Annotated in this window: 21 protein-coding genes and 1 tRNA gene; 10 read left to right on the top strand and 12 right to left on the bottom strand. The window is 64.8% G+C overall.

Annotated elements, in window-relative coordinates; translation table 11 throughout:
• Positions 1–363: 363 nt before the first annotated feature.
• Positions 364–885 carry a GcrA family cell cycle regulator gene (locus RIN79_RS14120; protein ID WP_309085311.1) on the top strand — a complete coding sequence of 174 codons (522 nt, stop codon included), beginning with the start codon at positions 364–366 and terminating at the stop codon, positions 883–885.
• 85 nt (positions 886–970) lie between these two features.
• Here the strand turns inward: RIN79_RS14120 and RIN79_RS14125 are convergent, their stop codons facing one another.
• A complete protein-coding gene (locus RIN79_RS14125) occupies positions 971–2980 on the bottom strand; it encodes a long-chain-fatty-acid--CoA ligase (RefSeq protein WP_309085312.1) in 2010 nt (669 codons plus the stop codon).
• A gap of 79 nt (positions 2981–3059) precedes the next feature.
• Between RIN79_RS14125 and RIN79_RS14130 the strand changes: the two genes are divergently transcribed.
• Positions 3060–3368: a hypothetical protein gene (locus RIN79_RS14130; protein ID WP_309085313.1), complete on the top strand. Its 309-nt coding sequence runs from the start codon at positions 3060–3062 to the stop codon at positions 3366–3368.
• 75 nt (positions 3369–3443) lie between these two features.
• On the opposite strand, the gene RIN79_RS14135 is transcribed toward RIN79_RS14130, so the two are convergent.
• A complete protein-coding gene (locus tag RIN79_RS14135) occupies positions 3444–3995 on the bottom strand; it encodes a DUF924 family protein (protein WP_309085314.1) in 552 nt (183 codons plus the stop codon).
• Positions 3996–4215: 220 nt separating this feature from the next.
• Here RIN79_RS14135 and RIN79_RS14140 point away from each other — a divergent pair, with 220 nt between their 5' ends.
• The 6 genes from RIN79_RS14140 (at position 4216) to RIN79_RS14165 (ending at position 11565) form a co-directional block, all read left to right on the top strand.
• Positions 4216–5811 carry an ABC transporter substrate-binding protein gene (locus RIN79_RS14140; RefSeq protein ID WP_309085315.1) on the top strand — a complete coding sequence of 532 codons (1596 nt, stop codon included), beginning with the start codon at positions 4216–4218 and terminating at the stop codon, positions 5809–5811.
• A gap of 113 nt (positions 5812–5924) precedes the next feature.
• Positions 5925–6929 carry an ABC transporter permease subunit gene (locus tag RIN79_RS14145; protein WP_309085316.1) on the top strand — a complete coding sequence of 335 codons (1005 nt, stop codon included), beginning with the start codon at positions 5925–5927 and terminating at the stop codon, positions 6927–6929.
• Positions 6929–7861 (top strand): ABC transporter permease subunit, encoded by a 933-nt coding sequence (locus RIN79_RS14150; RefSeq protein WP_375165936.1) that lies wholly within the window; start codon positions 6929–6931, stop codon positions 7859–7861. The genes RIN79_RS14145 and RIN79_RS14150 overlap by 1 nt, the downstream gene beginning before the upstream one ends.
• A 3-nt stretch (positions 7862–7864) precedes the next feature.
• Complete coding sequence (locus RIN79_RS14155) at positions 7865–8719, top strand: ABC transporter ATP-binding protein (RefSeq protein WP_309085317.1); 855 nt, start codon at positions 7865–7867, stop codon at positions 8717–8719.
• On the top strand, positions 8716–9576 hold the full coding sequence (locus RIN79_RS14160; RefSeq protein ID WP_309085318.1) for a dipeptide ABC transporter ATP-binding protein: 861 nt from the start codon (positions 8716–8718) through the stop codon (positions 9574–9576). Before RIN79_RS14155 ends, RIN79_RS14160 begins: the two co-directional genes overlap by 4 nt.
• A gap of 99 nt (positions 9577–9675) precedes the next feature.
• The gene (locus tag RIN79_RS14165) at positions 9676–11565 is read left to right on the top strand and encodes an MFS transporter (protein WP_309085319.1); all 1890 of its coding nucleotides are present in this window, start codon (positions 9676–9678) and stop codon (positions 11563–11565) included.
• Positions 11566–11644: 79 nt separating this feature from the next.
• On the opposite strand, the gene RIN79_RS14170 is transcribed toward RIN79_RS14165, so the two are convergent.
• The 4 genes from RIN79_RS14170 to RIN79_RS14185 all read right to left on the bottom strand — a co-directional run bounded on the left by RIN79_RS14170 (position 11645) and on the right by RIN79_RS14185 (position 15797).
• A complete protein-coding gene (locus RIN79_RS14170) occupies positions 11645–12151 on the bottom strand; it encodes a DUF1993 domain-containing protein (RefSeq protein ID WP_309085320.1) in 507 nt (168 codons plus the stop codon).
• A gap of 133 nt (positions 12152–12284) precedes the next feature.
• On the bottom strand, positions 12285–14378 hold the full coding sequence (locus RIN79_RS14175; protein WP_309085321.1) for a prolyl oligopeptidase family serine peptidase: 2094 nt from the start codon (positions 14376–14378) through the stop codon (positions 12285–12287).
• 118 nt (positions 14379–14496) lie between these two features.
• Positions 14497–15300: a xanthine dehydrogenase family protein subunit M gene (locus RIN79_RS14180; protein WP_309085322.1), complete on the bottom strand. Its 804-nt coding sequence runs from the start codon at positions 15298–15300 to the stop codon at positions 14497–14499.
• A gap of 11 nt (positions 15301–15311) precedes the next feature.
• Positions 15312–15797 (bottom strand): 2Fe-2S iron-sulfur cluster-binding protein, encoded by a 486-nt coding sequence (locus RIN79_RS14185; RefSeq protein WP_309085323.1) that lies wholly within the window; start codon positions 15795–15797, stop codon positions 15312–15314.
• Between the two features lie 196 nt (positions 15798–15993).
• On the opposite strand from RIN79_RS14185, the gene RIN79_RS14190 reads away from it, so the two are divergent.
• Positions 15994–16069, top strand: a tRNA-Thr gene (locus RIN79_RS14190).
• 100 nt (positions 16070–16169) lie between these two features.
• On the opposite strand, the gene RIN79_RS14195 is transcribed toward RIN79_RS14190, so the two are convergent.
• The 4 genes from RIN79_RS14195 to RIN79_RS14210 all read right to left on the bottom strand — a co-directional run bounded on the left by RIN79_RS14195 (position 16170) and on the right by RIN79_RS14210 (position 21228).
• On the bottom strand, positions 16170–18431 hold the full coding sequence (locus RIN79_RS14195) for a molybdopterin cofactor-binding domain-containing protein (protein WP_309085324.1): 2262 nt from the start codon (positions 18429–18431) through the stop codon (positions 16170–16172).
• Complete coding sequence (locus RIN79_RS14200; protein WP_309085325.1) at positions 18431–18928, bottom strand: 2Fe-2S iron-sulfur cluster-binding protein; 498 nt, start codon at positions 18926–18928, stop codon at positions 18431–18433. Before RIN79_RS14200 ends, RIN79_RS14195 begins: the two co-directional genes overlap by 1 nt.
• A gap of 3 nt (positions 18929–18931) precedes the next feature.
• Entirely contained in the window at positions 18932–20338 is a 1407-nt protein-coding gene (locus tag RIN79_RS14205; RefSeq protein WP_309085326.1) for a cytochrome c, read from the bottom strand.
• 155 nt (positions 20339–20493) lie between these two features.
• Positions 20494–21228, bottom strand: a complete 735-nt coding sequence (locus tag RIN79_RS14210; RefSeq protein WP_309085327.1) for an SDR family oxidoreductase — start codon at positions 21226–21228, stop codon at positions 20494–20496.
• A gap of 164 nt (positions 21229–21392) precedes the next feature.
• Between RIN79_RS14210 and RIN79_RS14215 the strand changes: the two genes are divergently transcribed.
• On the top strand, positions 21393–22232 hold the full coding sequence (locus tag RIN79_RS14215; RefSeq protein WP_309085328.1) for an amidohydrolase: 840 nt from the start codon (positions 21393–21395) through the stop codon (positions 22230–22232).
• 6 nt (positions 22233–22238) lie between these two features.
• Here the strand turns inward: RIN79_RS14215 and RIN79_RS14220 are convergent, their stop codons facing one another.
• On the bottom strand, positions 22239–23048 hold the full coding sequence (locus RIN79_RS14220) for an ABC transporter permease (protein ID WP_309085329.1): 810 nt from the start codon (positions 23046–23048) through the stop codon (positions 22239–22241).
• Positions 23045–24058 carry an ATP-binding cassette domain-containing protein gene (locus RIN79_RS14225; RefSeq protein WP_309085330.1) on the bottom strand — a complete coding sequence of 338 codons (1014 nt, stop codon included), beginning with the start codon at positions 24056–24058 and terminating at the stop codon, positions 23045–23047. Before RIN79_RS14225 ends, RIN79_RS14220 begins: the two co-directional genes overlap by 4 nt.
• Between the last annotated feature and the right edge of the window lie 89 nt (positions 24059–24147).

Raw genomic sequence — 24147 nt, forward strand, 5'->3', positions numbered from 1 at the left:
GGACGGTGTTGACGGCTTTGCCGCCGCAAGGCGAATAAAACCAAAATGCCGCCCCAGGGGCGGCACGCGCGCTTTTATCGGCATTTTCCCCCGCAAAGTCAACGCTCGCCCGGCTTTGCGCCGCGCGCGCCAAGTGGATGAGCTGGGGCGGCTGCGCGCCCAAGTTGGGGAAAACCGAAAAAACTGATTCGCGAGTGAAGAGGGACTCTTGTCACGGAGTCAACCGATAGGGTAGTTTGGATGAGTAACGACTAGATTTCGTGCGGCGGACCATCAAAACCATATAGATGTGGTGTCCACAGGGCAATTTGCCAGGTGGAGCCGCACCGGGATTCCGCGCGATTGCCACAGGAGCGGTTCCTGATGAACTGGACAGACGAACGCGTCGAAATGCTGAAGAAGCTCTGGGCCGAGGGCCTGAGCGCGAGCCAGATTGCGGCGCAGCTGGGCGGCGTCAGCCGCAATGCGGTTATCGGCAAGGTGCACCGGCTGAAGCTTTCCGCCCGGGGGCGGGCCGCAGGCGCGCCGACGCGCCAGAAGAAGGCGGCAGCGGCCGCGGCGAGCGGCGCGGCGGCGGGAGCGCGGCGGCAGCGTAGCGCCCGGCCGGTGACGGCTTCCATCGGCGCCACGGCGCTGAAGGTGCAGTTCGAGGAAGAGGCGGTCGCCTATCACTATATGCGCCCGGCGCGGGACGTGGTCGTGCCGATGTCGCGCAACCTGAAGCTGGTCGAGCTGACCGAGCGCACCTGCAAATGGCCGAACGGCGACCCGCTGGCCGAGGATTTCAGCTTCTGCGGCAGCGACGCGGGAGAGAATGGACCCTACTGCGGCTATCACTCCCGGCTGGCTTACCAGCCGGTTTCGGAACGCCGGCGCAGCAGATAGGGGACGGGGCAACAACGAGCGGACCGATTACCTCGGGCGGCCCTTTGCCGCCCGTTTTTTTTGGATCCGCCGCAAAGCTGCGGCGCTATCTCAGCTCACGGCGGAGGATCTTGCCCACATTCGACTTCGGCAATTCGCTGCGGAATTCCACGTGCCGCGGGCGCTTGTAGCCGGTGAGCTTCTCGCGGCAGAAGTCGAGGATGTCCTTCTCGGTGAGGGCCGGGTCCTTCTTGACGACGAACAGTTTCGGCGCCTCGCCGGAATGCTCGTCCGGCACGCCGACCGCCGCGACCTCCAGCACGCCGGGGTGGTGCGCGACCACCTCCTCGATCTCGTTGGGATAGACGTTGAAGCCGGAGACGAGGATCATGTCCTTCTTGCGGTCGACGATCTTGATATAGCCCGCCTCGTCCATGACGCCGATATCGCCGGACCTGAAGAAGCCGTCCGGGGTCATGGCCTTGGCGGTCTCCTCCGGCTGGTTCCAGTAGCCGGCCATCACCTGCGGCCCGCGGATGCAGATCTCGCCCGCCTCGCCGATTTTCACGGCCTTGCCGCTGTCGTCGCGGATCGCCACGTCCGTGGAGGGGAGGGGCAGGCCTATGCTGCCGGTGAATTCGGGCGTGTCGAAGCGGTTCGCCGTCGCCACAGGCGAGGTCTCTGACAGGCCGTAGCCCTCGGTGATCTTGCAGCCGGTGAGCGCCTTCCAACGGTCGGCGACGGAGCGCTGCACGGCCATGCCGCCGCCGAAGGTGAGTTCTAGACCCTTGAAGTCGAGCTTCTGGAAGTCGGCATTGTTGAGGAGCGCGTTGAAGAGCGTGTTGAGGCCCGGAAAGACGTTCACCCTGTATTTTCCGAACTCCTTCACGAGGGCCGGGATGTCGCGCGGATTGACGATGAGGACGTTGTGCGTGCCGAGCTTGATGCCCATCAGCGCGTTCACGGTAAGGCCGTAGATGTGATAGAGGGGCAGGGCGCAGAGATAGACCTCGCGCTCCGGCCTGGGCCTGTCGTGATAGGCGCCGCTGAACCAGACCTCGCACTGCAGGACGTTGGCGAGCACGTTGCGGTGCAGCAGGATGGCGCCCTTGGCGATGCCGGTCGTGCCGCCGGTATATTGCAGGAAGGCGATGTCATCGAGGCCGACCTCGACAGGCGAAAGACGGGCCGAGGCTCCTTGGCGCATTGCCTGTTTGAAGGGAATGTGGCCCGGCAGTTCCCACTGCGGCACCAGTTTCTTGACCCGGCGCACCACGAGATTGACCACATGGCCCTTGAGGCCCAGCATGTCGCCCATGCTGGCCACGACGACGTGCTTCACCTGCGTGTTGCCGATCGCCGCCTGGAGGGTCTTGGCGAAATTCTCCAGGATGATGATGGCCTCGGCGCCCGAATCCTTGAGCTGGTGCTCGAGTTCCCGCGCCGTATAGAGCGGGTTGACGTTGACGACCACATAGCCGGCCCGCAGCGCCGCCATCATGGCGATGGGATATTGCAGCACATTGGGCATCATGATCGCCACGCGCGCGCCCTTCGTCAGGCCGAGCGACTGCAGGAAGGCGCCGAAATCGCGCGAGGCCTTTTCGAACTCGGCGAAACTGATCGTCTTGCCCATGCTGGTGAAGGCGGGGCGGTCCGCATAGTTGCGGCAGGCCTCCAGCATCATATGGGCGAGCGAGCTGTGGCGGAACGGCTCGATCTCCGCGGGGATCTTCTCGGGATAAGTTTTGAGCCAGGGCTTTGCACCGTCTTTGCCATTGGCGGCGCCAACGGCGGATTTCGCTTTCGCCGCTCCCTTTGCGCCCGACCTCGCCTGAGCGGACCGAGCCTCCTCGGAAGGCGCCGCGGTCGCAGCGGCGACCGCCGCCTCGCCCTTGCCGCCGGACCGGGTTTTCTTTCCGGAAGCTTTTGCCGGCTTTTCCTTGACCGATGCAGCCTTGACGGCGGTGACCTGCGACGGTCCCTTTGCCGCCGGCGGGGCGGCCTGCGCCTCCGCTGCTTTCCCTTTTTCGGCGACGCTGGCAGCTGGCGCGGTCCTCTTCCTGCCGCTCGATTTCTCGGCGGTGGGCTCCGAGACCTTCGCGCTCTTCCTCACCGGACTTGCCTTTGCAGCCGCCGGCTCCGCTTCCGGGAGATTGCCTCGCGCCCGCTTGCCCCCTTTTGCACCGGATGGCTTGGCCGTCGCGGCATCGGTGGTGCTTGGAGGCGGCTCGTCCGTTACCGGAGGGGTGGCTGCGGCCTTGCGCCTGCCTGCCGGCTTTTCGGCCGACCTGCTTGGACTTTTCGATGCGGTGGCGGTTTTCGCCGTGCTGCGCCGTCCGGCTGCCGGCTTCTTTTCGGTCTCGCCAGGAACTGCTTTATCCCGACTGGCGCCGTTTTGCTCGCTCGTGCCGTTTCTCTTGGCCATTCTTCCCTCCCTCGAAAAGCCCAATCGCGTGGACGTTCACGCCAAATATCCGCGTCGCCCGGCGGTCTCCGCCTGATCGTCCGAGCCATGCCGACAGGACATTATGGCCACACGGCTCGGCCCGGCAAGCTCCGATCGCTCGCCCGCCGATTTACTGGCCGAAGCCTTCGTGCGCCTCGAGGAAAGCGAGCTCTTCGCGCGTGCTCTCCCGGCCGAGGGCGCGGTTGCGGTGGGGAAAGCGGCCGAAGCGCTGGATGATGTCGCGATGTTCGAGCGCGTAACGCAACTGTTCCTCAAGCCCCAGCGCCTTGAAGAGCATGACGGAGAGTTCCTGATCCGCGGCGATCTCCGAATGCTGGAAGGGCATGTAAAGGAACTGCCTCTGCTCGGGCGGCAGTCCATCGTCGAGCCGCTTGTCCACCGCCGCGCGGGCGATGCGCACCGCAAGATCATCCGTGGAGAAGGCCCGGGCCGTGCCGCGATACATGTTGCGCGGGAACTGGTCGAAGAGGATCACCGCCGCAAGCGCCGCGCGCTGCTCCTCCGTTGCCTCCTTAGGCAGATCATTGCTCAACCGCTCGTGCAGCGATCCGAAGCGCTGCCTCATCGTCTCGTCGATATCCCTGGTGCTTTCGAACCAGTTTTCCGGCCGGACCTCGCCGAACCAGAAGGAGAGGATGTCGTCGCGCCAATTCTTGGCCATAGAAGTCTCCCGTCGACCGCCCTGGGGCATGTCCCGCCTATGTGGGGATGTCCGCCGCCGCCTGTCCACCTTCGCCGCTGGATTGGGACGAAAATCGCGTTGGACAAAGAATCACAGGTCGCTCTTTGCGCGGGGGAGTTCCCTCACGAAAGGAACTTTGCTTATATGCGCCCCCAAGAGCCATCGGGAACGGCTCGAATAACCTCTTGGGAGAAACCCTATGAAAACCAAAATGATGTTCGCGGCCTCCTTGCTGGCTGCCACGGTGCTCAGTGGCGCGGCGAGCGCGAAGACCTTCGTCTATTGCTCCGAAGGCTCGCCCGAAGGCTTCGATCCAGGCCTCTACACGGCGGGAACCACATTCGATGCGGCCGCGCACACGGTCTATAACCGGCTGCTCGAATTCAAGCCTGGAACCACCGAGACCGTGCCGGGCCTTGCCGAAAGCTGGGAGATTTCCGACGACGGCCTGCAATACACGTTCAAGCTGCGGCCGGGCGTGAAATTCCAGACGACCGACTTCTTCACGCCCACCCGGGACCTCAATGCCGACGACGTGATCTTCTCCTTCGAGCGGCAATGGAAGAGCGACCATCCATGGCATCAATATGTCGCCGGCGCCGCGTGGGAGTACTTCAACGGCATGGGCTTCCCGGATCTGATCGACAAGATCGAGAAGGTCGACGACATGACGGTGCGCTTCACGCTGAAGCGGCAGGAGGCCCCTTTCCTCGCCAATCTGGCGATGCCCTTCTCCTCGATCGTGTCGAAGGAATATGCGGACAAGCTGGAAGCGGACGGCCAGCAGCAGCAGCTGAACCAGCAGCCGCTGGGAACGGGTCCCTTCGAGTTCGTCGCCTACCAGACCGATGCCGTGATCCGCTATCGCGCCCATGAGGACTACTGGAACGGCAAGCAGAAGATCGACGATCTTGTCTTCGCCATCACGCCCGACGCCTCCGTCCGCTTCCAGAAGCTGAAGGCCGGCGAATGCCACCTGATGCCGTACCCGAATGCGGCCGATGTCGAGCAGATGAGATCGGACCCGAACCTGAAGGTGATGGAGCAGGAGGGCCTCAACGTCGCCTATCTCGCCTACAACACCACCCAGGCCCCCTTCGACAAGCCCGAGGTGCGCAAGGCGCTGAACATGGCGATCAACAAGCAGGCGATCGTCGATGCGGTGTTCCAGGGAATGGCGACGCCCGCCAAGAACCCGATCCCGCCGACCATGTGGTCCTACAACGACTCTGTCCAGGACGATCCCTATGATCCGGAAGCGGCCAAGAAGATGCTGGAAGAAGCCGGTGTGTCCAACCTTTCCATGAAGGTTTGGGCCATGCCGGTGAGCCGGCCCTACATGCTGAACGCGCGCCGGGCGGCCGAGCTCATCCAGTCCGACTTCCAGAAGATCGGAGTCAATGTCGAGATCGTCTCCTACGAGTGGGCCGAGTATCTGGAGCGCTCGAAAGCCAAGGACCGCGACGGCGCCGTGATCCTCGGCTGGACCGGTGACAATGGCGATCCGGACAACTTCCTGCACACGCTGCTCGGCTGCGACGCCGTGGGCGGCAACAACCGCGCCCAGTGGTGCAACGAGGAATTCAACAACCTCGTCGAGCAGGCCAAGCAGGCGTCCGATCAGGCCGAGCGCACCAAGCTCTATGAGGAGGCGCAGGTGGTCTTCAAGCGCGAGGCGCCCTGGGCCACGCTCGACCATTCGCTTTCCATCGTGCCGATGCGCAAGGAAGTGGAGGGCTTCGTGCAGAGCCCGCTCGGCGACTTCGCCTTCGAGGGCGTCGACATCGTCGAGTAAGCGCCCTAATTCCATCTTCGGAGGCGCGCCGGGAAACCGGCGCGCTTCTTGCCATTTGCATTGAGGCGAAGCCGCACAGGCTCACCTGTATTTCGTAGGAGATCGAAAGCGCCATGTTCCGGTTCCTGCTCCGGCGGCTTGCGGTCCTGATCCCGACCTTCATCGGCGTGTCGATCATCGCCTTCGCTTTCATCCGCGTGCTTCCCGGCGATCCGGTTGCACTGATGGCCGGCGAGCGGGTCATGTCGCCGGAGCGTCATGCGGAGCTGATGCGCGAACTCGGCTTCGACAGGCCGATCTGGACCCAGTATCTCGACTATCTCGGCGGCATTCTCACGGGCGATTTCGGCAACTCCATCGTGACGCGGCGCCCGGTCCTGGACGAGTTCCTGACGCTCTTTCCCGCCACGATGGAGCTGTCCCTCTGCGCGATCATCCTTTCCGTCGTCATCGGTGTGCCGCTCGGAATCGTCGCGGCGGTGCGCCGGGGATCCTGGCTTGACCAATCCGTGATGGGATTTGCGCTGGTCGGCTATTCCATGCCGATCTTCTGGTGGGCGCTGCTGCTGATCATCCTTTTCTCCGGCATCCTGCAATGGACGCCGGTTTCGGGCCGCATCTCCCTCATGTATTTCTTCCCGCCCGTGACCGGCTTCATGCTCATCGACAGCCTGCTCTCCGGCCAGGAGGGCGCGTTCAGATCGGCGGTGTCGCATCTGGTGCTTCCCACCATCGTGCTCGCTACCATTCCGCTGGCGGTGATCGCGCGGCAGACGCGCTCGGCCATGCTGGAGGTCCTGGGCGAAGACTATGTCCGCACCGCGCGCGCCAAGGGCCTGCCGCCGCGGCGGGTGGTCGGGCTGCATGCGCTGCGCAACGCACTGATCCCCGTGGTCACGACGATCGGCCTCCAGGTGGGCGTTCTGCTTGCGGGCGCTATTCTTACCGAGACGATCTTCTCCTGGCCGGGAATCGGCAAATGGATGGTCGATAGCGTCTTCAAACGCGATTATGCGGTGGTGCAGGGCGGGCTGTTGCTCATCGCCGGCATCATCATGCTCGTGAACCTGATCGTCGACGTGCTCTACGGTCTCATAAACCCCAGGATCAGGCACTGATGGTTACGAATGCGAAAGAAGCCGACGCGGCGATCGGCCTGGAAGGAGGCCCCGCAGTCGACGCCACACGCCGGGCTATGCTCTACGAGTTCTGGTATTATTTCCGCCAGAACCGCGGCGCCGTTCTGGGCCTTTGCATTTTCCTGCTGATCGTTCTGGTCGCGATCTTCGCGCCCCTCATCGCCCCGCACAGTCCGAGCGCGCAGGTGCGCGGCTCGTTCCTGGTGCCCCCCGTCTGGCAGGCCGGCGGCAGCTGGGACTTTATCCTGGGCACCGATGCGGTCGGGCGCGACATCCTCTCGCGCCTCATTTACGGGGCGCGCTTCTCGCTCTTTGTCGGCCTCGTGGTGGTCACCCTCTCGGTGATCTCCGGCGTGATCATCGGCCTGATCGCCGGCTATTTCCGCGGCACGGTTGACACGATCATCATGCGGCTGATGGACATCATCCTGGCTTTCCCGTCCTTGCTTCTGGCGCTGGTGCTCGTGGCGGTTCTGGGGCCGGGGCTGTTCAACGCGATGATCGCCATCGCGCTGGTGCTGCAGCCGCATTTCGTGCGGCTGACGCGCGCGGCCGTGATGGCGGAGAAGGGCCGAGACTATGTCATGGCGGCCAAGGTGGCCGGCGCAGGCAACATCCGCCTGATGTTCAAGACGATCCTTCCCAATTGCACCGCGCCGCTCATCGTGCAGGGGACGCTTTCCTTCTCCACCGCGATCCTGGAGGCGGCTGCCCTCGGCTTCCTAGGCATGGGGGCGCAGCCGCCGACGCCCGAATGGGGCACGATGCTGGCCGAGGCGCGCGAATTCATCCTGCGCGCCTGGTGGGTGGTCACTTTCCCCGGCCTTGCGATCCTGATCACCGTGCTCGCCATCAACCTGGTGGGCGACGGCCTGCGCGACGCGCTTGATCCCAAATTGAAGAGGTCGTGAGCGATGGCTTTGCTCGAGATAGAAAACCTGACGGTCGAATTCGACACCGCCGCAGGCAAGCTGCGGGCGGTCGACGGCATCTCGCTTTCCGTGAACGAGGGTGAGGTGCTGGCCATCGTCGGCGAGTCCGGTTCGGGGAAGTCCGTATCCATGCTGGCCGTCATGGGGCTTCTGCCCTGGACGGCGACGGTGACCGCGGACCGCATCAGCTTCCAGGGCCGCGACATCCTGAATCTCTCGCCTGCCGAGCGGCGGCGCATCGTCGGCAACGACATCGCCATGATCTTCCAGGAGCCGATCGCGAGCCTCAATCCCTGCTTCACCGTCGGCTTCCAGATCGAGGAGACGCTGCGCCAGCACACCGACCTCGACCGCTCGGCACGGCGCAGGCGCACCCTGGAGCTTCTGAGATCGGTCGGCATTCCGGAACCGGAGGACCGGCTGAACGCTTTCCCGCACCAGATGTCGGGCGGCCAGTGCCAGCGCGTGATGATCGCCATGGCGCTGGCCTGCAACCCGAAGCTCCTCATTGCCGACGAGCCGACGACGGCGCTGGACGTCACCATCCAGAAGCAAATCCTCGATCTGCTCATGCGGCTGCAGGCGGAAACGGGGATGGGCATGATCCTGATCACGCACGACATGGGCGTGGTGGCCGAAACCGCCGACCGGGTGATCGTGCAGTACAAGGGCCGCAAGATGGAGGAGGCCGACGTGCTTTCGCTCTTCGAGGCGCCGAAACACCGCTATACGAGAGCCCTGCTTTCCGCCCTGCCTGAAAACGCCGTGGGCGACCGGCTGCCCACCGTCGCCGACTTCGCGCTGGACGACACGCCCTATGTGGGAGCCGCCTCATGAGCGAGATCGTGCTCGAGACGCGCGAGATCACGCGCGACTATCACATCGGCGGCGGGCTGCTCCGCCAGGGCCGCGTGATCCATGCAGTGAAGGGCGTCAGTTTCAAGCTCGAAAAGGGCAGGACGCTTGCCATCGTCGGCGAGAGCGGCTGTGGCAAATCCACCCTTGCACGCATGATCACCATGATCGACGCGCCCACCTCCGGGGAGCTTTTCATCGATGGCGAGAAGGTGGACATCTCCCGCAACGGCCTCACGCCGGAACTGCGCAGGAAGGTGCAGATCGTCTTCCAGAACCCCTATGGCTCGCTCAACCCGCGTCAGAAGGTGGGGGACGTGCTGATGGAGCCGCTCGTCATCAATTCGGACCTTCCGGCCGCCGAGCGCCGCGACCGGGCGATGCAGATGCTGACGAAGGTGGGCCTCGCGCCGGAGCACTTCAACCGCTACCCGCACATGTTCTCCGGAGGCCAGCGCCAGCGCATCGCGATTGCCCGCGCGCTGATGCTGAACCCGCGGCTGCTCGTGCTCGACGAGCCGGTCTCCGCGCTCGATCTTTCCGTCCAGGCGCAGGTGCTGAACCTGCTCGCCGACCTGCAGGACGAGTTCGGGCTGACCTATGTCTTCATCAGCCACGATCTGTCCGTCGTGCGCTACATCGCCGACGAGGTGATGGTGATGTATTTCGGCGAGGCCGTGGAATACGGCACGCGCGAGGAGGTCTTCTCGAACCCGAAGCACGAATATACCAGGACGCTGTTTGCCGCGACGCCCCGCGCCACACCTGAAAGCATCCGCGCGCGGCTTGCGCGCAAGGTGCAGAAGGCGCCGGCACCGCCTCAGCCCGCGCGGGCTTAGACCAAAGTCAGGATTCATTTGCCGGCGCGGCTCTGGCATCACTTCCGGGGATGATGGCGCGTGTCCAGGGGCACGCGCGCTCATGTCTGGGAGGACACAATGGCAGTTGCATCGACGGTCGATACTGGTCGGCGCGCGATGACGCGCGAGGAGAAGAAGGTGATCTTCGCCTCCTCGCTCGGCACCGTGTTCGAGTGGTACGACTTTTACCTTTACGGCTCTCTTGCCGTTTTCATCGGCGCCACATTCTTCAGCCAGTATCCGGAGGCGACGCGCAACATCTTCGCGCTGCTTGCCTTCGCTGCGGGCTTCCTGGTGCGGCCCTTCGGTGCGCTGGTGTTCGGGCGCATCGGCGATCTCGTCGGGCGCAAATACACCTTCCTCGTCACCATGACGATCATGGGTCTGTCCACCTTCCTGGTGGGCCTGCTTCCCGGCTCTGCGAGTTGGGGCCTCGCCGCACCGGTCATCCTCATCGTGCTGCGCATGCTGCAGGGCCTGGCGCTCGGCGGCGAGTATGGGGGTGCCGCGACCTATGTGGCCGAGCATGCGCCCGACAACCAGCGCGGCTACTACACCTCCTGGATTCAGACGACCGCGACGCTTGGCCTGTTCCTGTCGCTGATCGTCATCCTGATCGTGCAGAGCTCCATGAGCCGGGAGACCTTCGCCGCCTGGGGCTGGCGCATTCCCTTCCTGCTCTCGGCGATCCTACTCGGCATCTCCATCTGGATCCGGCTGACGCTAAGCGAATCGCCCGCCTTCAAGCGCATGAAGGAGGAGGGCAAGGGCTCCAAGGCGCCGCTGTCCGAAGCCTTCGGCCAGTGGAAGAACGCCAGGATCGCGCTGCTCGCCCTGCTCGGCCTGACGGCGGGCCAGGCGGTGGTCTGGTACAATGGCCAGTTCTACGCGCTGTTCTTCTTGCAGAACGTGCTGAAGGTGGACGCGCAGTCGGTCAACATCATGATCGCCATCGCGCTGGCATTGGGCACGCCCTTCTTCGTCTTCTTCGGCTGGCTGTCGGACAGGGTGGGCCGCAAGGTGATCATCATGGCCGGCCTGGCGCTTGCTATCGTCACCTATTTCCCGCTCTTCAAGGCGCTCACCTGGGCCGCCAACCCGGCACTCGCCCAGGCGCAGGCGCAGGTGCGGGCGACGGTGACAGCGGCCCCAGGCGACTGCAAGTTCCAGTTCAACCCGACCGGGACGGCCAAGTTCACCACGTCCTGCGACGTCGCCACCTCCTTCCTGACGCGCGCCTCCGTGCCCTATGACGTCGTGCAGACGGCGCCGGTAGGCACGCCCGCGACGGTCAAGATCGGCGACACCACTATCGAGTCCTACGACGTGGTGGCGGCGGGCGCGGACGCCAAGGCGCGGGAGACGGCCTTCGCCCGCTCGGTGAACATGGCGCTGCAGCAGGCAGGCTACCCGCTGGTGCGCGACCCCGCGCGCGTGGCAGAGCCGAAGCTTGATGCATTCGTGGCGGCCAATCCGGAACTGAACCTCGACGCGGCGGCGATCCGCGGCGGGCAGAGCACCATGGTCCCGGCCGAGCAGGCAGTGAAGGATGGGCTATTGACGGCCGAGGAAGCGGCCGCGGCAGGCGGCGAGGTGCCGGTCTACTCGGTGCCCGGGGCCGGCGCATTCAAGATGGTGGCCGATCCGGCAGCCGTAAGTTGGCCACTGGTTATCGGCATCCTGCTGATCCTCGTCATCTATGTGACGATGGTCTACGGCCCAATCGCCGCTATCCTGGTGGAAATGTTCCCGACCCGCATCCGCTACACCGGCATGTCACTGCCCTACCATATCGGCAATGGCTGGTTCGGCGGGCTGCTGCCGGCGACCGTCTTCGCCATGAGCGCCTATAGGGGAGACATCTATTTCGGCCTCTGGTACCCGGTGGCCGTGGCGGCAATGTCGCTCGTCATCGGCACGCTCTTCGTGCGCGATACGCTCGGTACCGACCTGAACGCGAAGGAATAGGCCCTCGCTGCACCCAGCTCTTCAACCCGGCGCGCCCTGCGCCGGGTTTTCCTTTACCTGTCGGTCGTAGACGGGGGCCTCAGCCCTTGCCGAAGAAGTCAACCTTGCCCAGCGGGACGCCCTTGTGGCGCAGGATACCGTAGGCCGTCGTCACGTGAAAATAGAAGTTGGGCAGCGCGAAGCCGAGCAGATACTCCTTGCCCTTGAAGTCCATCGAGAAACGCTGCGTCTTGAGCGCGACGGGAATGTCCTCGCCAGCATCGATCGCCTGCGGCGGAACGGCCTTGAGGAATTCCACCGTCTTGGAGATGCGGGCCTGCAGCTCATCGAAGCTTGATTCCGTGTCGGGCATTGAGACCGGTTCCACCTGGCCCACCCTGACCGCGGCGAAGCGTGCCGTGTCGCTGGCGCGCTGCACCTGCGCTGTCAGCGGCGCCATGTCCGGATAGAGACGGGCCTCGAGAAGGTCCGAATGGGGAATTTCCTTCTCGTCAGCAAAGGCGCGGCCCTTGTCCAGGAACTTCGAGAAATGGCCGAAGGTCTGGATGAAGACGGGGATGGTGGCTTCGTAAAGCGACAAGGTCATAGGGCTTCCTTGAGAATTGATCCATTGAGGAGGAATTGTGCGCCGGCGGCAAACGCCGAGCGGGGCGAAGTTAGGAGGTTTCCGGCTTCAATCAACCGGAGGCCTGCACACTCCTGACAAGTTTGTTCAAAGGTCAGCGCTGCTGCCGATTAATATCCCAGCCGATCGCGCTCCGCAGGAAATTGTAGCCGAGGGCGATGAAGCTCGCCTGGTCGCGATTGTCCTTCCCATAACCGTGCCCGCCCGCCTCCGGCTCGTGGAAATAGGCGGGATAGCCGAGTGCCTGCAACTTGGCGGCCATCTTGCGCGCATGGCCCGGGTGGACCCGGTCGTCACGCCGAGTCGTGGCAAGCAGGATGGGCGGATAGGCCCGGCCCGGCTCCGTCGCGTGATAGGCCGAGAACTCCTTGATGAAGGTCCAGTCCTCCGGCTTGTCCGGATCGCCATATTCATCGATCCAACTGGCGCCGGCGAGCAGCTTTGTATAGCGCCGCATGTCCGTCAGCGGGATCGTGCAGAACAGCGCCCCGAACCGTTCCGGGTAGCGGGTCAGCATATTGGCGACGAGGAGACCGCCGTTGGAGCCGCCTTCTGCCGCGATTCGCTCCGGCCGGGTGACGCCGCGCCGCACGAGGTCCGCCGCCACGGCGGCAAAATCGTCATGGGACAGGCGCTTGCCCTGCCGCCGCCCCGCCTCGTGCCATGCAGTGCCGAATTCTCCGCCGCCGCGGATATTGGCGACGAGGCTTGTCCCGCCGCGCTCGAGCCACAGCTTGCCGATGGAGGAATTGTAGTATGGCTGCACCGACACCCCAAACCCGCCATAGGCGGTGAGATGGACCGGCGCATCGCCCGTCTCGCTGACCGGCCCGACCTGCGTGTAGGGAATCCTTTCGCCATCGACCGACACTGCCTCATGGCGCGTGACCACCAGCCCCGAGGCGTTGAAGGCTTGCGGGCTGCTCTTGAGAAGCGCAGGCGCGCCGAAGCGCGGGGCTTCCCGTAGATCGAGCCGCAGCAATTGCGGCGGCGTGATCGGGTCCTGCACCGCGACGAGCGCTTCTCCATTGGTCTCTTCGGGTTGGGAATCAAGCGGCCAGAGATGCGCGGTGCCCGTCGACGGCACCGTGTCGATCGGATGGCGGGCCCAGCCCGCAGCGTCCGGCAGGAACATCTCGAAACGCGGAACGAGATTGTCGAGGATCGAGATGACGACCTTTCCGTCATTCCAGAAGAATGACTGCAGGGCCCGTCTTTCGCCGGGCTCGAACAGGATGGCGAAGTCGCGGCCGCCGGCCAGGAACGCGGAAAGCGAAATGCCGATGAGCATGTCGGCCGCATAGGTCGTGCCGGAAACCGTCCACGGCTTTCTCGGCTTCACGACCAGCCAGTCGCCGAAGGCGCTCCACCATGAATCGAGCGGCAGATCGACGCGTATCTTAGGACCGCTCCGGTCGCCCACCCAGCCGATCGCCTCGAAAAAGGCAGGCCGCTCGACGAACCAGATCCGCTCCTCCCCGCTGGTGCGGTCGCATTTACCGCCGGCGCTCATCGCCTCGACGCCGGTCTCGAAGATCACGGGCGCGGCGAGCGGGTCTTCACCGCGCCGCCAGACCCTGACCGTGCGCGCATAGCCGGAACGCGTGGCCATGCCTTCCCCGAGCGTGCTTGCGATCAGGACCGTATCGCGATCGAGCCATTCCAGCCCGCCCTTCGCCTCCGGCAGGTTGAAGCCTTCATCCACGAAGCTGCGCGCTTCGAGGTGGAACTCGCGATGGACCACCGCGTCGCTGCCGCCGCGCGAAAGGCGCAGGATCGCGCGCTCATGTTTCTCCGGCTCGACGAAAGCGCCGCCCCAGGTCCAGTCCTCTCCGTCCCTAGACGCCATCGCGTCGAGGTCGAGGAGCACCTCCCATTTGGGCTCCGCCTTGACATATTCCTCCATAGTCGTCCGGCGCCAGAGGCCGCGGGGATTCTTCGCATCGCGCCAGAAATTGTAGAGGTACCCACCGCGCCGCGTTATCCCTGGGATATTTTCAGGCCGATCGAAGATAGCGGTAAGGTCGTCGCGATCGCGCTCGAAGCGCGGCCCGCCAAAGAGATCCACCGTCCTTGCGGATTGGCTCCTGACCCACTGAAGGACGTTCGCGCCCTCGATCTCTTCCAGCCACAGATAGGGATCGTCGTCGGGCGAGTCTTTCGTGGGCCGCGGCTCGTAGCTGGTCATGGATCAATCCGACGGGCCGAAAGCGGTTTCACACGACCGCAGGCGGGGACCGTCTGCGCTGGACGAGGCAAAAGAGGCGGCTCCCGGGGACGTCCACGCCGCCAACGCTTTCGTCCGCTCAGCCGCCCATTGCCGCCTGAACCGCCCGCTTCGCCATCACCACAATAAGGTTGGCGCGGTATTCGGCCGAAGCATGGATGTCCGACATCAACCCCTCGGCCGGTAGCGTGATGCCATCGAGGGCGGACGGATCGAAGGAGTTCGACAATGCTTCCTCAAGACCCGTGGCGCGGAACACGCCGTCTTCGCCCGCACCCGTCACGGCGACGCGCACGCCCTCGGGGCGTTTTGCCACGAACACGCCGGTGAGCGCATACCGCGAGGCGGGGTTCGGGAATTTCGCGTAGCCCGCCTTGTCCGGCGCCGTGAAGGACACGGCCGTCACGATCTCGTCCTCCTCCAGCGCCGTTCCGAACAGGCCGGTGAAGAATTCGTCGGCGGAAAGGGCCCGCTTGCTGGTATGGATCATGGCGTTGAGAGCCAGCATGGCCGCGGGATAGTCGGCCGCCGGATCGTTGTTGGCGATCGAGCCTCCAATCGTGCCCATATGCCGCACATGCGGGTCGCCGATATGCCCGGCGAGGTGGCAGATGGCCGGGCAGATTGCGGCGAGGCCCTCATGGCCCGCCACCTCCGCATGGGTGGCGCCGGCGCCGATGCGCACATCGCGGCCGTCCACGTTTATCCCCTTCAGCTCCGGGATGTGGCGCAGGTCGATGAGGTCGGAGGGGGCGGCCAGCCGCTGTTTCATGGTGGGGATCAGGGTCTGCCCGCCCGAGACGAATTTCCCGTCGGCGGCCTCGGACAGCAGGTTGACCGCCTCGGCGACCGAGGAGGCGCGATGATAGGTGGTCTGGTACATGGAGGTCTCCTCTACGCCGCCTGCGCTTTCCCGCTCATCTCCTGGGAGGCTGCCAGGATCGCCTTCACGATATTGTGGTAGCCGGTGCAGCGGCAGATATTGCCCTCGAGCTCGGCGCGCACGGTCTTCTCGTCTAGCCCGCCGGGATAGCGGCGGATCATGTCGACGGCGGCCATGATCATGCCCGGCGTGCAGAAGCCGCATTGCAGCCCGTGATGCTGCTTGAACGCTGCCTGGACCGGATGAAGCTGGCCCTCTCTCGCCAGTCCCTCGATCGTGAGGATATCACTGCCCGAAGCCTGCGCGGCGAGCATTGTGCAGGATTTGACTGCCTTTCCGTCCATATGCACGACGCAGGCGCCGCATTGCGACGTGTCGCAGCCGACATGCGTTCCGGTAAGCCCCTGGTCCTCGCGCAGGAACTGCACGAGGAGCGTCCGGTCCTCCACCATGCCCGAAACCTTGCGGCCGTTCACCGTCATCGAGACTTCCGCCATGGGACTCCCTCCTCAGTCGCGTATTTTGTGCAGCCCGGCTCCCGGACGGGACCGCTATTCGCCCACAGATTAGCCGAGCAGGCCCGGTCAGACAATTGCAGAAGCGGCGGCTGTCCGCCATGCAACTTTGCTTGATCTTCTGCGGCGATGCTTGTATCAGGCACGAGGCGATGGAGCCGCGCTCCTTGCCGGCCGTGCCGCTTTAGCTCAGTTGGTAGAGCACATCATTCGTAATGATGGGGTCGTCAGTTCGAGTCTGACAAGCGGCACCATTTCCCTTACACGCCCTGCCGTTGTGAACGCCCGCCGACACGCCTTTTCCTGCCGCGGCCCGGCCGAAGCCGAGCCGCGATCACACAAGCTTATAGGTACCTAGATGCCGATGCCCTGCTTGACGCGTTCGCGGGTGAGCGGCAGGTCGTAGAAGCGAACCCCGGTGGCGTTGCGGACAGCATTGGCCAAGGCCGCAGCCACCGGCCCCTGCGCGGCCTCTCCCGTGCCGAGGAACGGTTGGCCGGGCCGGTTGATGATGTGGACATCCACGCTTTCCGGCACGCTTGAAAAGCGCAGGATTGGATAGCTTGACCAGTCTGTGCTCGTCACCCGCGTGTTATCGAAGGTCACCTGCTCGTAAAGCGTCCAGCTGATGGACTGGATGATGCCGCCTTCGGTCTGGTTGCGGATGCCGTCGGGGTTCACCGCCTCGCCGCTGTCGATAGCCGACACCGCGCGGACCACACGCACCCGGCCGGTCTCGCGCTCCACCTCCACCTCGAGGGCGACGGCGAGAAATGCCGCCAGATTCTTGTAGCGCGCGAATCCAAAGCCGCGGCCGCGGCCATTGGCGGGGGCATCGGTCGACCAGCCGAATTCCTGCGCCGCCTTTTCGACGACCGCGCGGGCGCGCTCGTCTTCCAGATGGCGCAGCCGGAACTCCACAGGATCGGCTCCCGCAATGATCGCCAGCTCGTCCATGGTGCTTTCCAGGGCGAAGACATTGGCATAGGCGCCAAGCGCGCGCAGCGCCGAAACCCGGAGCGGCATCTCCGACACGAAATGCCAGAGCACGCGACGGGGAAAGACATAAAGGGGCACCGCGTTGCGGTCGCCATTGCCCGACTGCGATATGTTGAAATTGGGCGGGCGCACCGGGAAAGCCTGCGCCCTGTGCCGGGCGGCGAGCAGTGAGGGCGCGCCGCCGGGGCGCGTGGAATGCACATTGCTCCACAGATCGTAGTTCCAGCCGGTGATGCGGCCGTCCTGGCCGACGCCCGCCCGCACCTTGATGAGCATCGCCGGACCATACGGCTCCCAGCCATGCTCGTCCTCGCGCATCCATTGCAGGCGGATCGGCCGGCCAGGCACCGCGGCGGCAATCATGGCGGCATCAGCCGCTGCATCATCCGCGCCGTTGTGGCCATAGCAGCCGGAGCCCTCCATGTGGATCACGCGGACCTGCTCGACATTCATGCCAAGCATTTCAGCGATCGCCTCCTGGTCGGGGTAGACGCCCTGGGTGTGCGACCAGACGGTGAGCTGGCCGTTCTCCATCAGCGCCACGCCGCAGGACGGGCCGATGGAGGCGTGCATCTGGTAAGGACGCGTGAAGGTAGCCTCAAATACCTGGCCGGAAAAGTCGCCCGCGCCGTCTTCCGCGACCGTGCCGATGTCGCCCTTGGTGCTTTCCAGGAAGGCGGGAAGCTCGTTCTGGTTCGGCAGGACCGCATCCTCTGACCAGCGTGCCGCCTGCTGCAGGACGCGCATGGCGTTGACGGCCTGAAATTCCTGTTCAGCCACCACGGCAAGGAAGCTGCCATCGCGGATGACCGTAATGACGCCCGGCATCTGCTCGACCGATGTGGTATCCACGTCCTGCAGCTGCGCCGCCTGGGCCGGCGGACGGACGACGCGGGCATGCACCATGCCCTCGAGGCGCAGATCCTGGACATAGGCCGCGCCGCCCGTCACCTTGGCCGGTATGTCAACGCGCGGCAGCGACTGGCCGATGATGCGCAGGCTATCGGGACTCTTGAGCAGCGACTGCGGCTGCGCTTCGACGGCAAGCAGCTGGTCGGAGACCAGCTCGCCATAACCGATCGTCTGCCCGTTCTGGCCGACGATGGCCTTGCCTTCCGCCCGCAGGCTCTCACGCGGCACGTTGAGGCGCCGCGACGCCTCCGTGATCAGGATCTCGCGCACTTGCGCCGCCGCGTTGCGGATGGCCGTGCCCGAATTCTGCATGGATTGGCTGCCGGCGGTGAAACCTTCGTCAGGTGTCCGGCCCGTATCGGCGGTGATGAGGTTGATGTCGCCCGGCTCGACCTCCAGCTCCTCGGCCGCGACCTGGATCAGCGCCGTCCTGATGCCCTGGCCGAGTTCGATCTTGCCGGTGAAGACGGTGATGTCGCTATTGGCATCGATGCGGATCCAGGCATCCAGCCGGCGCGCATCATCGAGGCTGCCCGGCAGTTTCGGCGGCTCGGGCGCCGCGGGGGCGGGGGTTGCCTGCTGCGCCAGCGCGTGGCGGGCGAGCGAGAAGCTGACGACCAGCGCCCCGGTTCCCATAAGGACGCCGCGGCGTGAGATGCCCTTCCTGCGGTCGGTCGAAAATTCGTCTTGCGGGACAATGGTCATTATCCAGCCCTCCTGTCCGTCTGGGGCGCCCCGGCCTGCTGCATCAGCTCGCCCGCGCGGCGGATCGCCGCCAGGATTCGCATATGCGTGCCGCAGCGGCACAGATTGGTCATCAGCGCGTCGCGGATTTCCTGGTCGCTCGGCTGGGCGTTCTTCCGGAGCAGCGCATGGGCGGTCATCATCATGCCCGGGATGCAGTAGCCGCACTGCGCCGCCTGCTGCTCGATGAAGGCCGCCTGCAGCGGCCCCGGTTCCTCGATCGTGCCGAGGCCCTCGACCGTGGTGATCTCGCGCCCTTCCATCAGCGACACCGGGGTGACGCAGGAGAGCACCGCCTCGCCGTCGACGACGACGGTGCACGCCCCGCATTGCCCGAGGCCGCAGCCGAACTTGGCGCCGTTCAGTTGGAGATCGTTGCGCAGCACATAAAGAAGCGGCGTCGCGGGATCGACGTCCACCTCGTGCGTTTCGCCATTGACGTTCAGGGATATCGCCATGTTCTAGTCCTCCGCGCCACCACTGGCGCCTACATTTTCGGGGCCTCTTTCAATGCCGTCGGACGGCCGGATCGCCACCTTGTGCTCGCCCGAACGCGTCCGCGCCACCAGCTCCACGAGATTCTCCCAGGCGGGAGCATCGGAAAACCGTTCGCGCATGTAGGCGAGCAGATCGGCCACCTGCTCGTCGTTGAGAACGCCCCCAAAAGCCGGCATGACGGAAGTCGCCTCGCCATCCGCCGGCGGCAGGCCGTACAGGACCACATTGACAATGTTCTGCGGGTTCGGCGCGTTGACCGCTGTGCTGAGGGAGAAGGGCAGGCCACCGAAGGGCTGCGGCCGGCTGCCGTCATGGCAGCCCGCGCAGGCGCCGGCATAGATCGCCGCACCATCGCCCTGAGCACTTCCCGGTTGCGCGGCGGCGGCAGGGGCGGCATCGACCAGTGCTGGACTTTGACTTTGTGAAACCTCGGCCAGCAGCGCCTCGGCGCGCGCTTGGCGCTCCGCATCGGGTTCGCCCATCACCGAAGCGACATAGGTCGCGATGGCGGCGATATCGCTGTCCGGCAGGAGGCCGAGATTTCCGGTCACCTCCGCCATCGGACCGCGCGAGACGCCATGGTGCTCGTGCCAGCCCTGGCGCAGATAGAAAGCCAGGCTTTCCTGGTCCCACGGGATGGGCGCGGGCGACTCCGTATTGATGGCATAAGCCTGCCAGCCTTCCGCCTCGCCGCCGCCGAAATGGCGCTCGGGGTCGATCGCGCCGAAGCGGTTGCGCGGGCTATGGCAGGCGCCGCAATGGCCCAGGCCCTCGGCGAGATAGGCGCCGCGATTCCACTCCTCGCTCTGCGCCGTGTCGGGATGATAGGCGCCTTCCTCGAAGAAGAGGAGCTTCCAGCCGGCAAGGATCATGCGCATATTGTAGGGGAAGGGCAGTTCGTTCTCCGGCGCGGTCGAATTCACCGGCTGGCGCGTCATCAGGAAAGCATAGAGTGCCCGATTGTCCTCGTCGGTCACGCGTGTGTAGTGGTCATAGGGGAAGGCCGGGTAGAGATGGTTGCCTTCCCGGTCGACGCCCTCGCGCATGGCGCGCTGAAAGGCTTCCTCGCTCCACTTGCCGATGCCGGTTTCCGGGTCAGGCGTGATGTTGGTGGAATAGATGGTGCCGAACGGTGTCGGCAGGGCAAGTCCACCGGCAAAAGCGGGCTGGCCTGGAACCGTGTGGCAGGCGATGCAATTGCCGACCGCAGCCAGCCTCGCTCCCTGCTCTATCAGCTCCTGGTCGAATTGCGCCCGATCGACAGCCGCTACCGGCTCGATCTCGCCCTTCCAGGCAAGGGCGAAAAATCCGACCGCAGCGATCAGAAGAAGGATCAGCACTCCCGCCGCGACACGCATCAAAACGCGCATTAGGCTCCTCCTCCCAGACTGCCGCATCAGCAGTCATTCCAACGAAAGCTGGGACCACTGAGCAGTAAGTCAATAGTACAATCCACGCGGGGGGAAGACCAGCAATCCTGGGGTGCAGGAGGGCCAGAAACCATCCTTTAGAATTCGGAGCCGCCTCAGATAGTCCAGCCGCCGTCTATGGCGTAGGCTTGGCCGCTGGTATAGGTCGCCGTTGCCAGATAGACGGCAAGGTCGGCGATCTCCTCCGGCGTGCCGAGGCGGCCCATGGGTTGGCGGGCAATAAAGGCTTTTCGCGCACCCTCATAGTCGCCGGTTGCCTTGAGCCGCTCCTGCAGCGAGGGGCTCTCCACCGTACCGGGGCAGATCGCGTTGCAGCGGATCCCCTGGGCCACGTAGTCGGCGGCCACCGCCTTGGTGAGCCCGATCACGGCCGCCTTTGTCGTGCCATAGGCGAAGCGGTTGGGCACGCCCTTGATGCTGGAGGCGACCGACGACATGTTGATGATGGCGCCGCCGCCGCGCTCGATCATTTTCGGCAGGACGGCGCGGATCGTACGCACCATGGCTTTCACATTGAGGTTGAAGGCGAATTCCAGATCCTCGTCCTTCATGTCCAGCACGGTGCCGGAATGCACCACGCCGGCGCAGTTGAAGAGCACGTCGACCGCGTCGATCTCGGCCACCAGCGCCTTCACCGCGGCATCGTCCAGCACGTCGAGCCTGCGCGTGATGATCCGCTCATCGCCGCCGAGTTCGGCGAGCAGAGTCTCGTTGATGTCGGTCGCATAGACAGTTGCGCCGGCACGGGCGAAGGCGAGGGCACTGGCGCGTCCTATGCCCTGCGCGGCGGCGGTAACGAGAACTGTCTTTCCCTCAAGATCGGCGGTCATCGCTCTGCTCCCGGATGGTTCTATGCGTCGCCCTCTCATAAGCCGGGCGCGGCTGAAGCACCACTCTCTTTGCATGCCGCGCCAATGATGCCCAAGCGGGCGTGACATTCCCGCCGGAAAAGATATCTCTGGCTGGTTCCGGAACCGCCGAGGGAGGAGACCGCATGATCATCGACACGCATCTGCACGTCATCGACAGAAAGGCGCTCAGCTATCCCTGGCTGGAAAACGCGCCGCCGCTCAACCGCGATTTCCTCTACGAAACCTATGCGCGCGAGGCCCGGCGCGTCGGTATAGAAGCGGCTTTGCACATGGAGGTGGACGTCGACGAGAGCGATATCGAGCGGGAAACGGATTACATCGGCAGGCTCGCCGCGCAGCCCGGCAACCTGATTGCCGGTGCCATCGCCTCCTGCCGTCCGGAACATCCCGATTTCGCCGCCTATCTGGAGCGCCAGGAGGCCAACGAGCTCGTCAAGGGCTTCCGGCGCGTCCTGCACGTCGTGCCGGACGACGTGTCCGAGCGGGCGCTTTTTCGCGAGAACATCGCCCGCCTCAAGGGCACGCGCTTCACCTTCGATCTGGTCGTGCTGCCGCGGCAACTACCGAAGGCGATGGCGCTGATCGATCTTGCGCCGGACGTCCAGTTCATCCTCGACCATTGCGGCGTGCCGGACATCAAGGCAGGCGAGGTGGAGCCGTGGCGGGCGCATGTGCGCGAGATCGCGCGGCGGCCCAATGTGACGGCTAAGATCTCGGGCGTCGTCGCCTATACGGACGTCGAGAACTGGACCGTTGAAATCCTGCGCCCCTGGGTGGAGCACGTGGTCGAGTGTTTTGGCTGGGACCGGCTCGTGTGGGGCAGCGACTGGCCGGTCTGCACGCCGGCCGGCGGGCTCTCCACCTGGGTTGCGGCTACGCATGCTCTCTTTTCAGGAGCGAGTGAGGAGGAACGCAAAAAGCTTTTCTCGGGCAACGCACGGCGGATTTGGCGGTTGGGCTAGTTTGTCCTACCGCCGCATGTAAAGCCATAGGGTCACCGGGGCGAGCACCAGCGTCAGCACGACCGGAGCAGCGAGCGCGAGGGCGATCTGAGTGAGCGTCGTGCCCTCACCCAAAATTGCGCGCATGGCGGTCGCCATGTGGGAAACGGGATTGACCTCCACGAAGGCCCGCAGCCAACCGGGCATGGTCTCAGGTTCCACCATGATATTCGAGGCGAAGATCAGCGGAAACATGACGGTGAAGCCGATCGTCATCACCGTCATCGGGGTACGGATCAGGAGTCCGAGCACGATGAAAATCCAGCCGGCGCCGAAGCCGATCGCGATCAGCAGCGCAAACCCGCCGAGCACGCCGAGAAGGCCGGCATTCGGCCGATAGCCGAGGATGAGGCCGATGGTGAGGATGATCGTGCCGGCTATGAGATGGCGCAGGATGTCGCCCACCATCAAACCCGCAAACGGGGCGAGCGACCAGATCGGCAGCGAGCGGAAACGGTCGAACAAACCTTTTCCAAGGTCGGTCGAAAGGCCCATGCCGGAATAGACCGAGTTGAAGATGACTGTCTGGACCAGAATGCCGGGCAGGAAATACTGGAGGTAATCGCCCGTCGAGCCCGCAAGCGCGCCGCCGAACACGAAGGTGAACAGCAGCGTGAACATGATCGGCGTCATCACCAGATCGAAGAGCTGCTCCGGCACATGCCTGAACTTGAGCACCGCCCGCCAGGCGAAGACCAGGGCATTGGAAAAGGATGACGGTTCCCGCGGGCGCTCCACCCGCTGAAGCACCGCGGCGGCGGGGTCGATCGCACTCATGGCCTTTTCCCCTTTGCTGGCTCACTTTCCGTGGCACGATCGGTCAGAGCGAAGAAGACTGCATCGAGGCTAGGCTGGCCGAGCGAGAAATCCGTTACCTCGATATCCGCGGCCAGCAGCGCCGCAATGGCTTCGTTGGCGGCCTGCGCCGTGCCGGCAATGACGGAGAGTTCCGCCCCTTCCGCGCTCGGCTGCACCTGGTGACCGAGCCTTTGTTCGAGGATGGCCGTGGCCTCGGCCATCCTGCCGGCGTCGGCCAGCGCCACATGCAGGAAGCCAGATCCCGTCGCTGCCTTCAGCTCGCGGCTTGTTCCTTCGGCGATCTTTCGGCCGTGATCGATCACGGCGATGCGGTCGGCGAGTTGGTCCGCCTCTTCAAGATACTGCGTGGTGAGCAGGATCGTGACGCCGGAGCCGGCGAGCTGCCGGATCATACGCCACACGCCCTGCCGCGCCGTCGGGTCCAGGCCTGTCGTCGGCTCGTCCAGGAAGAGGACGCCGGGGGTGACCACCAGCGAGGCGGCGATGTCGAGCCGGCGCCTCATGCCGCCAGAATAGTCCTTCACCTGCTTGCCGGCGGCGTCCGACAATTCGAAGGCTGCAAGCAGCGCATCGGCGCGCGCGCGGGCCTCCCGCCCGCGGAAACCCCACAGCCGGGCCAGCAACATCAGGTTCTCGCGGCCGGTGAGATCCTCGTCCAGCGAGGCGAACTGGCCGGTCATGGCGATTGCCGCGCGCACCGCATGCGGCTCGCGCAATAGATCGTGGCCCATCACGCTCGCCGTGCCCGCATCCGGCGCAGCAAGGGTGGCGAGCATGCGCATCAGGGTCGTCTTGCCAGCGCCATTGGGGCCCAGAATGGCGAAGATCATGCCGCGCGGCACGTCGAGATCGATGCCGTCCACGGCACGGACATCGCCGAACTGCTTGGCAAGGCCGCGTGCCGAGATGGCAAGCGGAGCGGCTTCGGCGCGCGCCAGCGGCTCGCGGAACTGCGGTTGGTCGTTCATAGCGGTTCGTCCCTCGGTGCAGCCTGGCTCAGCCGGGCTCTGCAGCGGCGAACCCATAGCCGAGAATGCGGCTCTTTGCCACCGGCCGC

Source organism: Chelativorans sp., assembly GCF_031180965.1.
GTDB lineage: Bacteria > Pseudomonadota > Alphaproteobacteria > Rhizobiales > Rhizobiaceae > Chelativorans.